The organism is Kitasatospora sp. MBT63, assembly GCF_000710465.2.
Classification (GTDB): domain Bacteria; phylum Actinomycetota; class Actinomycetes; order Streptomycetales; family Streptomycetaceae; genus Kitasatospora.
The window spans coordinates 1-8,765 of the sequence record NZ_JAIZ01000159.1; the positions used below are offsets into that span (position 1 = coordinate 1).

Here is an 8,765-nt window from a genome sequence, read left to right on the forward strand (position 1 = left end):
CCCGCCCCGCCACGCGGCGCACCACCACCGGAGGGACTCCCCTATGACCACCACCAGACCCACGCTGATCCTGGTCGGGTACGGCATGGTCGGCCACCGTTTCCTGGAGGCCCTGGCCGAGAGCGGCGCCGCCGCGGGCCACCGCGTCGTCGTCCTGGCCGAGGAGCCGCGCCCGGCGTACGACCGGGTCGCGCTGACCTCCTACTTCTCCGGGCGGACCGCCGAGGACCTGCTGCTCGCCGAGCCGGGCTTCACCGACCGGCACGGCTACGAGCTGCACCTGTCCTCCCCGGTGGCCTCGGTCGACCGGGCCGCGAAGACCGTCACCACCGGGGCCGGCCGTACCCTGCGCTACGACACGCTGGTGCTGGCCACCGGCTCGTACCCGTTCGTCCCGCCGGTGCCGGGCCGGGACGCCGAGGGCTGTTTCGTCTACCGCACCATCGAGGACCTGGAGGCGATCGAGGCGTACGCCGCCGGTCGGCGGGTGGGCGCGGTGGTCGGCGGCGGGCTGCTCGGGCTGGAGGCGGCGGGCGCGCTCAAGGGACTCGGTCTGCGGACCCACGTGGTGGAGTTCGCGCCCCGCCTGATGCCGGTCCAGGTGGACGACGGCGGCGGTGAGGCGCTGCGCCGGACCATCGAGGGAATGGGCGTGACGGTGCACACCGGGGTGGGCACCACGGCGGTGGAGGTGTCGGCGGACGGCCGGGCGGCCGCGATGGCGTTCACCGACGGCTCGCGGCTGGAGACCGGCCTGGTGGTGTTCTCGGCCGGGATCCGCCCGCGCGACCAGCTGGCCAGGGACTGCGGTCTGACCGTCGGTGAACGCGGCGGCATCGCCGTGGACGAGCTGTGCCGCACCTCGGACCCGGACGTCTACGCCATCGGCGAGTGCGCGCTGGCCGCCGACGGGCGGGTCTACGGCCTGGTCGCCCCCGGCTACGAGATGGCCCGCACGGTCGCCCGGCAGCTGGCCGGGCAGAGCGCGCAGCCGTTCACCGGCGCCGACCTGTCGACCAAGCTGAAGCTGCTCGGCGTCGACGTGGCGAGCTTCGGCGACGCCTTCGGCACCACGCCGGGCGCGCTCGACGTGGTCTACGCCGACTCCCGCGCCGGGGTCTACAAGAAGCTGGTGGTCACCCCGGAGGGCGCGCTGCTGGGCGGCATCCTGGTCGGCGACGCGGAGGCGTACGCGATGCTGCGGCCGCTGGCCGGCACCGGCAGCCCCTTGCCCGTCCCGGCCGAGTCGCTGGTGCTGCCGGCCGGGCTCGGCGCGGCGCTGCCGCTGGGCGGCGCGGCGCTGCCGGACGAGGCGGTGGTCTGCAACTGCCACGGCGTCACCAAGGGCGAGGTGCGGGCCGCCGTCACCGGGCACGCGTGCACCACCGTCCCGGAGGTGAAGGCGTGCACCAAGGCGGGGACGGGCTGCGGTTCCTGCCTGAAGCTGCTCGGCACGGTGGTGACCGACGAACTGGCGGCCTCCGGCGTCGAGGTCGACCGGGGTCTGTGCCCGTGCTTCGGGCAGAGCCGCGCGGAGCTGTACGAACTCGTCCGGGTCAAGCGCATCCCGACGCACGCCCGGCTGCTCGCCGAGCACGGCCGGCTCGGCGGGCGGGGTGCCGCCGGCGGCGAGGGCTGCGAGGTGTGCAAGCCGGCGGTCGCCTCGATCATCGCCTCGCTGGCGCCGCAACTGCCGGTGTCCGGGCACATCCTGGACGGCGAGCAGGGCGCCCTCCAGGACACCAACGACCACTTCCTGGCCAATCTCCAACGCAACGGCTCGTACTCGGTGGTGCCCCGGATCCCGGGCGGGGAGATCACCCCGGAGAAGCTGATCGTGATCGGCGAGGTGGCCCGGGACTTCGGCCTCTACACCAAGATCACCGGCGGGCAGCGGATCGACCTGTTCGGCGCCCGGGTGGACCAGCTGCCGGAGATCTGGCACCGGCTGGTGGCGGCCGGCTTCGAATCCGGTCACGCCTACGGCAAGTCGCTGCGCACCGTGAAGTCCTGCGTGGGCTCCACCTGGTGCCGGTACGGCGTGCAGGACTCGGTCGCCATGGCAATCCGGCTGGAGCTGCGCTACCGGGGGCTGCGCAGCCCGCACAAGCTCAAGTCGGCGGTTTCCGGCTGCGCCCGCGAGTGCGCCGAGGCGCGCGGCAAGGACTTCGGGGTGATCGCCACCTCCAACGGCTGGAACCTCTACGTCGGCGGCAACGGCGGCGCCACCCCCCGGCACGCCGACCTGCTCGCCCAGGACCTGGACGACGACCAGCTGATCCGGCTCACCGACCGGTTCCTGATGTTCTACATCCGCACGGCCGACCGGCTGGAGCGCACCTCCGCCTGGCTGGAGCGGATCGAGGGCGGTCTCGACCACGTCCGGGCCGTGGTGTTCGAGGACAGCCTCGGCATCGCCGCCGACCTGGAGGCGATGATGGCCCACCACGTGACCGACTACCAGGACGAGTGGGCGGCCACCCTCGCCGACCCCGGCCGGCTCGCGCGCTTCGTCTCCTTCGTCAACGCCCCCGGCGTACCCGACCCGAGCATCCGCTTCACCCCCGAACGCGACCAGGTCAAGCCGGATCTGGCGGTGCTCGCCACCGAGGCCGGCCTGCTCGCCTCCCTCGTCCGCACCCCCGTCCTGGAGGGCTCCCGATGACCACCGCGACCACCACCGCGACCGCCATGGCCGCCGCCACCCGCACCGGCCCCGACCGGGTCGAGCTGCTGAGCGGGGGGACCTGGACGCCGGTCTGCGCCTGGGAACGGCTCGTCCCGGGCCGGGGCGTGGCGGTCCTGCTCCCCGACGGCCGGCAGGCGGCCGTGTTCCGCGACAGCCGGGACGCGGTCCACGCGGTGGCCAACCGCGACCCGTTCACCGGTGCGTACGTGCTCTCCCGGGGCCTGCTCGGCGCCACCCCGGACGGCCGGGTGTACGTCGCCTCCCCGCTGCTCAAGCAGCGCTTCGACCTGGCCACCGGCGAGTGCCTGGACGACCCGGCGGTCCGGATCGAGGTCCACCGGGTCCGGCCGGTCTGAGGCCGGCCGGGCGGCGGGCCGTCAGCGGGCGGCGAGCACCGCGAGCACGGCGGCGGCCATCGCCCGCTCGCCCGCGGCGTTCGGGTGCATCGGTGCCAGCCCGGCCGCGGGTACCGGCGGTTCGACCCAGCGGTCGGCGTCGCCCGCGCACATGTGGTGTGCCGCCGAGGGTGCGGCGGTGTCGACGAAGCGCGCCCCGCCGGCCTCGGCGGCGCGCTCGAGCACCGAGTTCAGCTGCTCCTGCTTCTGCTCCAGGTAGCGGAGGTCGCCGGCGGCCACGCCCTGCCCCAGCGCGGCCGTGCAGGCCGCCGGATCGGCGGGCAGCAGCGCCGGGTAACCGACCACCAGCACCTGGGCCTGCGGGGCGCGTCGGCGGATCTCGCGGAGCGCCTCGGCCAGCCTCGGGCCGGTCGCGTCGATCGTGCGGCCGACCTCGTCACCGCCGTCCGCGGCGGTGTAGTGGTCCTTGCAGGGTGCGGCGGACGCGTCGGCGGCGGGCCCGGCGGTCAGCGCGGCGGACACCGAGTACTTGATGCTCTCCATCGCGCAGCGCCCGAGGACGTCCATGAACCCGACGTCGTTGCCCCCGATGCCGAGCGTGACCAGCCGGGTGGCGGCGGTCACCGCGCCGAGCTGCGGCGGGTTGGCGCCGCCGGAGGTCTGCTGGGCCCGGGTCAGGTCGGCGGTCCGCGCGCCGCTGCAGCTGACGTCCTGGAAGTCGGCGGCGGCCAGGCCCAGCCCGGCCGCGACCAGCGACGGATAGTTGACCCCGGACCGGCCGCAGCCCTTCGGGGTGCCCTGCTGCGGGGGGACCTGGAGGCCGGAGGTGTAGGAGTCGCCGAGCGCCACGTACGGGCCGGCCGCGACCGGCCGTGCCGGGGACGGCGAGGCGGCGGCCGTGGCCGGGGACGGGGGTGGCCCGGTGGGCGCGGGCCCCGGATCCGGTGCGCCACCGCCGCAGCCGGACAGCACCAGCAGGGCCGCCACCGCGGAGGCCACCGCGGCGCCGGGCGCGCCGGCCCGCCTGAACGCCATGCTCATCACTCCCCCGGGGCCCGGCCCTGTGCCGATCTGCCGACGCGGACGGCCCGTCCCCCGGGTGTCCGAGGACACGAACGAGCCGGGGCCCGGAATCGATCCCGGCCCCGGCCACGGTATCCACCGACCGGCCGGCTCAGTCCGCGCCGCGCTCGTGCTCCGCCAGGAACTCCTCGAAGCGCCGGCCCAGCTCGTCCGCCGAAGGCAGGTCCGCGGACTGCGCCAGCAGGCTCTCCCGGTCCTCGGCGCCGGCCACCGCGTCGTACTGGCCCTCCATGCCGCGGATCGCCGAGCGCAGCTCGCCGTCGCCCTGGGTGAGCTGGTCCTCGATCTCGGCGTACACCTCGTCCACCCGCACCCGCAGTTCACTGCCGGGCAGCACCAGTCCGGTCGCGGACTGAACCGCCTCCAGGATCACCACGGCGGCGGCCGGGTAGGCCGAGCGGGCGATGTAGTGCGGCACGTGGACGGCGAAGCCCAGCACGTCGTGGCCGGACTCGGCGAGCCGGTACTCCAGCAGCGCCTGCGCGCTGCCGGGCACCTGGGCCTGCTCGAACCACTTGGGGTAGCCGGGCGCCAGGTCCAGCCGGTTGCCGTGCGGGGTCACCCCGACCGGGCGGGTGTGCGGCACGCCCATCGGGATGCCGTGGAAGTCGACCGACAGCCGGATCTCGAACTCCTCGACCAGCCCGCGCACGGCCGCCGCGAACAGCTCCCACTCGGTGTCCGGTTCGGGTCCGGTGAGCACCAGGAACGGCGCCCCGGTGGAGTCGTGGACCAGCTGGAGCAGGATCTCCGGCGGGTCGTAGTCGGTCCAGGACTCGCGGTCGAAGGTCATCGCCGGACGGCGGGCCCGGTAGTCGACCAGGCGGTCGTGGTCGAACCTGGCGACCACCTGCGGGCTGCCCTGCTCCAGCAGGTGCGCCACGACCTGACCGCCGGCCTCGCCCGCGTCCATGAAGCCCTCGAAGTGGTACAGCAGTACCAGGCCGGTCTCGGCCTCCGCAGCCGCGTCGCGGGCCACGGCCACCGCGGCCACGCCCAGCGGCTCCAGCTGGTACAGCTCCTTGGGATCACGCACGGCGCACCCAACCCCGTTCCGTCTCGTCGTCTCACCGGACCGGCCCTGCTGGGCCCGCCCACGGCGGAGGACCGCATACCGCCCCGCCGCCTGCTTCAATCCAGCGTGCCGGAGGCGCTCGGCATTCCCGGCGCGCCCGACGCTCTTCCCCCTGCTCGGCCGATCTTCTCACCCGGCCGGAAAACCGCTGGTAGGAGCCCCCGTGTCGGCCGCGGTGGGCGGACGGGACGGTTCGAGCGCCCCCGTTCGCGCGATGCGAGGTGACGCACCGCCCGCGGACGGGTATCGTCCTCTCGCTGCCTCGCATCGTCGCGTCGTCGCCACGCCGTCCGTCACGTCGTGGGACACGGCCCGGTCCGGTGTGCGGCCAGCCACTCCTCTCGCACCTTGCCTTCACCTGGCCGCCTGCTTCCTTCGCGCTCTCGTTCCTCTCTCGGCCATCTCGCGGACGCACACTGTCCCCTCGCTCATCCCCGCCGGTACGGTCCCGTCGACCCGATGCCGTTCCGGCACCGCGCTGCCCGCTTCCCGGGCCGCCGCCCCCGCCTCAGGTCCGCGTTCCGGACGCTGCGGCGGACCGCGGCGGCCGATCCCGGGGCCGGGGCGAAAAGACCACAGCCCTCGTGCCGTACCCCGGCGTGACGGGCCCCTCCGAACGCCGAAGGACCGAAGGATCCGTGCCCGTACCCGTCACCCTCTACGGCCGCACCGTGCGGCTGGAGCCCCTCGCCGAGCACCACGCCGCGGCCCTGGCCGAGGCCGGCGCCGAGGACCGTACGACCTACGCCTTCACCCCCGTTCCGCACGGCCTGGAAGCCGCCCGGGAGTACGTCTCCCGCGCGCTGGCCGACCAGGCGGCGGGCAGGTCGCTGCCGTTCGCCACGGTGAGCTGCGCCGACGACCGGGTGGTCGGCTCCACCCGGTTCCTGGAACTGGACTACTGGCAGGGCCCGCTGGTGTGGCCGCCGGTCCCCGGCGTGCCGCACGGTGATCCGCTGCTGGCCGTGCCGGACGCCGCCGAGATCGGCAACACCTGGCTGTCGCCGCGCGCCCAGGGCACCGGGATCAACACCGAGGCGAAGCTGCTGATGCTGCGCCACGCCTTCGAGACCTGGGGCGTGCAGCGGATCTCGCTGCGTGCGGACGCCCGCAACGCGCGCTCGCGGGCCGCCATCGAGCGGCTCGGCGCCACCTGCGAAGGCGTCCGCCGGGCCCACTCGCGGGGCCTGGACGGCGAGGTCCGCAGCACGGCGTTCTACTCCATCCTGGACGAGGAGTGGGAGGCCGTCCGCGACATCATCGAGCTGCGGATCGCCGCCGCGACCTCGCCGAGCGCGCCGGACCCGGCGCTCAACCAGGAGTGTCTTAGACACGGCGGCCCACTGATCGCCGCCTGAGCGCGGTGGGTCCCCTCCCGGCCGGGAGGGGACCCACCGCCTCGGCCCGCCCGGGGCCCGGCCGGCCCTCAGGCGTCGGCCTCCCAGACCTCGGGGTCGTACGGCGGGGTCAGGCCGGTGCGCCTGCGGGCCAGCTCCCGGGTCTCCTCGGGCAGCTCCTCGACGTCGACCAGCCGGGGCAGCAGCTGGGCCTCGGTCATCAGCGCCCGGAAGCAGAGCTCCACGGTGACGTCGTGGTCCGGGCGGTGCTCGACGGTGACCGGGTCACCGGCCCGGATCACCCCGGGCTCGACGATCCGCAGGTAGGCGCCGGGCAGCGCGCCCTCGGCGAAGCGCTTGACCCAGCCGCGCTCGTCCATCCAGCGGGCGAAGGTGGAGCAGGGGATCCGCGGCGAGGAGACCTCCAGCAGGACCTGCTCCCCGATCCGCCAGCGCTCCCCGATCAGGGCGCTGTCCACGTCCAGTCCGGCCGTGGTGAGGTTCTCGCCGAAGACGCCGCCCGCCAGCTCCCGGCCGAGTTCGCGCTCCCAGTGGTCCAGGCTCTCCCGCGCGTAGGCGTAGACGGCCTGGTCGTCGCCGCCGTGGTGGCGGACGTCGACGACCCGGTCACCGATCAGGCCGCCGTCCTGCCCGGCCTCCTTGGGCCCGGGGGCGCGCAGCCGGACGGGGTGGTCCACCGGGCGCTTGTCGATGCCGGTGGTCCTGACCTCGGACCGGGTGGCGGGGTTCGGGCGGACGTGGGCCAGGTTCACGGAGAGCAGATGTGCCATGCCCGCAGCCTAGGGCGGCGGCCGGGCCGGGGCGCGCCTTCACGGGCCGGTTCACCCGGTCAGGTCGGCGGACCGGCGGCCGGCGGTGCCCGGCCGGCCGACACCGACGGCGGAGCCGGGGGTCAGGGCGCGAGGAAGTCCGTGACGGTCCGGACGAAGGCGTCGGCGTCGTCCAGCCACGGGTAGTGGCCGGCGCCGGCCTGCACCCGGTGGACGGCCAGCGGGAAGGCCTCGGCGAACTCCGCGGCCCGCGCCGGGGTGGGGCCCCCGTCCAGCTCTCCGGCCAGCACCAGCACCGGCGCCTTGAGGCCGGCCAGGGCGGCCCGGGTACCGGCCGGGTCGAAGGCGCCCTCGGCGCGGTACGCCTCGGCGGCCTCGGCGTTGCGCTGACCGGCCTCGGCGGCCGCGTGCGCCCGGGCGGTCTCGTCCCACCGGCCGTACAGCAGCGGCAGCAGGTCGGTGCGCTGCTCGGGCGTGGCGGTGCCGGCCAGCACGGCGTCGAGGGCGGCCAGCGCGGCCGGCAGCCAGGGCCGCTCACCGCGCAGCCGGGCCGCCGCACGGTAGTCCGCGTCGCCGAACGGGATGCCGAGGGCGGCGCCGCTCGGGGTGATCAGGGCGAGCCGCCCGATCCGCTCGGGGTGCTCGGCGGCGTACCGGGTGGCGAGCGAGGCGCCGGCGGAGTGCGCGAGCAGGTCGATCCGGTCCGGGCCGAGGTGCGCGCGGAGCGCCTCGACGTCGGCGACCTGCCGGTCGCAGCGGTAGCCGGCCGGGTCGGCCGGCACGCCGGAGCGGCCGGTGCCGCGCAGGTCGAGCAGGATCAGGGTGCGGTGGGCGGCCAGGCCGCCCAGGTCGCCCAGGTACGCGGCGGCCCGCATCGCTCCGCCGGGCAGGCAGATCAGGGGCTCGCCGCGGCCGACCCGGCGGTAGGCGAGGGTGGTTCCGTCCGGAGCGGTGAAGGTGGGCATGGCCATGATCCTCGCGACCGGGGGGCTCCGGCGCAAGGAGGCCGGGCCAGGGCGGCGGTCCCGGTTGCGGAGCGGGGCAGGCCGGCGGGCCGGGGTCAGCAGCGGCTGTCGATCTCCTGGAACGAGCCGTAGTGGTCGGCGCTCCAGTACTGCTCGCCCGCCGCACCGGTGACCACCCGGCGGGTGCCGCGGTCCGCCGAGCCCGGGGTGGTGACGGTGTACTCGTGGTAGTAGCCGCTGCGCTGCCGGGGCAGCCGCCGCTCCCGGTTCTCGAACACCACGCCGTCCGAGCGGTACGGGTAGGGGCCGCCCGCGGCGATCAGGGCGAGGGTGTCGGCGGCCTGCCGCGGGAGGGCGGAACGGCAGACGTCGGCCAGGGCGGAACTGCTGGGCACCCAGCCGCCGGACGGCCGGGCGGACGACACGGCGGCGGACGGGCCGGGCGCGGACGGGCCGGGCGCGGACGGGC

At 75.7% G+C, this 8,765-nt stretch carries 8 protein-coding genes; 3 read left to right on the forward strand and 5 right to left on the reverse strand.

Annotation, left to right across the window (positions count from 1 at the left end):
* Positions 1-43 precede the first annotated feature (43 nt).
* Positions 44-2,665 (forward strand): nitrite reductase large subunit NirB, encoded by a 2,622-nt coding sequence (gene nirB, locus AA75_RS10705; protein WP_033819655.1) that lies wholly within the window; start codon positions 44-46, stop codon positions 2,663-2,665.
* Positions 2,662-3,045, forward strand: coding sequence for a nitrite reductase small subunit NirD (nirD, locus tag AA75_RS10710; RefSeq protein WP_233288980.1), 384 nt, complete (start codon positions 2,662-2,664; stop codon positions 3,043-3,045). The genes nirB and nirD overlap by 4 nt, the downstream gene beginning before the upstream one ends.
* A gap of 21 nt (positions 3,046-3,066) precedes the next feature.
* Here nirD and AA75_RS10715 read toward each other — a convergent pair whose 3' ends face one another.
* Both AA75_RS10715 and AA75_RS10720 read right to left on the reverse strand, forming a co-directional pair.
* Positions 3,067-4,080 (reverse strand): SGNH/GDSL hydrolase family protein, encoded by a 1,014-nt coding sequence (locus AA75_RS10715; RefSeq protein WP_051812101.1) that lies wholly within the window; start codon positions 4,078-4,080, stop codon positions 3,067-3,069.
* A 139-nt stretch (positions 4,081-4,219) separates the two neighbouring features.
* The gene (locus tag AA75_RS10720) at positions 4,220-5,164 is read right to left on the reverse strand and encodes a PAC2 family protein (protein WP_033819656.1); all 945 of its coding nucleotides are present in this window, start codon (positions 5,162-5,164) and stop codon (positions 4,220-4,222) included.
* 677 nt (positions 5,165-5,841) lie between these two features.
* Between AA75_RS10720 and AA75_RS10725 the strand changes: the two genes are divergently transcribed.
* Positions 5,842-6,561 carry a GNAT family N-acetyltransferase gene (locus AA75_RS10725; protein ID WP_033819657.1) on the forward strand — a complete coding sequence of 240 codons (720 nt, stop codon included), beginning with the start codon at positions 5,842-5,844 and terminating at the stop codon, positions 6,559-6,561.
* Between the two features lie 68 nt (positions 6,562-6,629).
* Here AA75_RS10725 and AA75_RS10730 read toward each other — a convergent pair whose 3' ends face one another.
* The 3 genes from AA75_RS10730 to AA75_RS10740 form a co-directional block, all read right to left on the reverse strand.
* Entirely contained in the window at positions 6,630-7,331 is a 702-nt protein-coding gene (locus AA75_RS10730) for an MOSC domain-containing protein (RefSeq protein WP_033819658.1), read from the reverse strand.
* Positions 7,332-7,453: 122 nt separating this feature from the next.
* Positions 7,454-8,296, reverse strand: a complete 843-nt coding sequence (locus AA75_RS10735) for an alpha/beta fold hydrolase (protein ID WP_033819659.1) — start codon at positions 8,294-8,296, stop codon at positions 7,454-7,456.
* 95 nt (positions 8,297-8,391) lie between these two features.
* Positions 8,392-8,721, reverse strand: a complete 330-nt coding sequence (locus AA75_RS10740) for a ribonuclease domain-containing protein (RefSeq protein WP_082526398.1) — start codon at positions 8,719-8,721, stop codon at positions 8,392-8,394.
* Between the last annotated feature and the right edge of the window lie 44 nt (positions 8,722-8,765).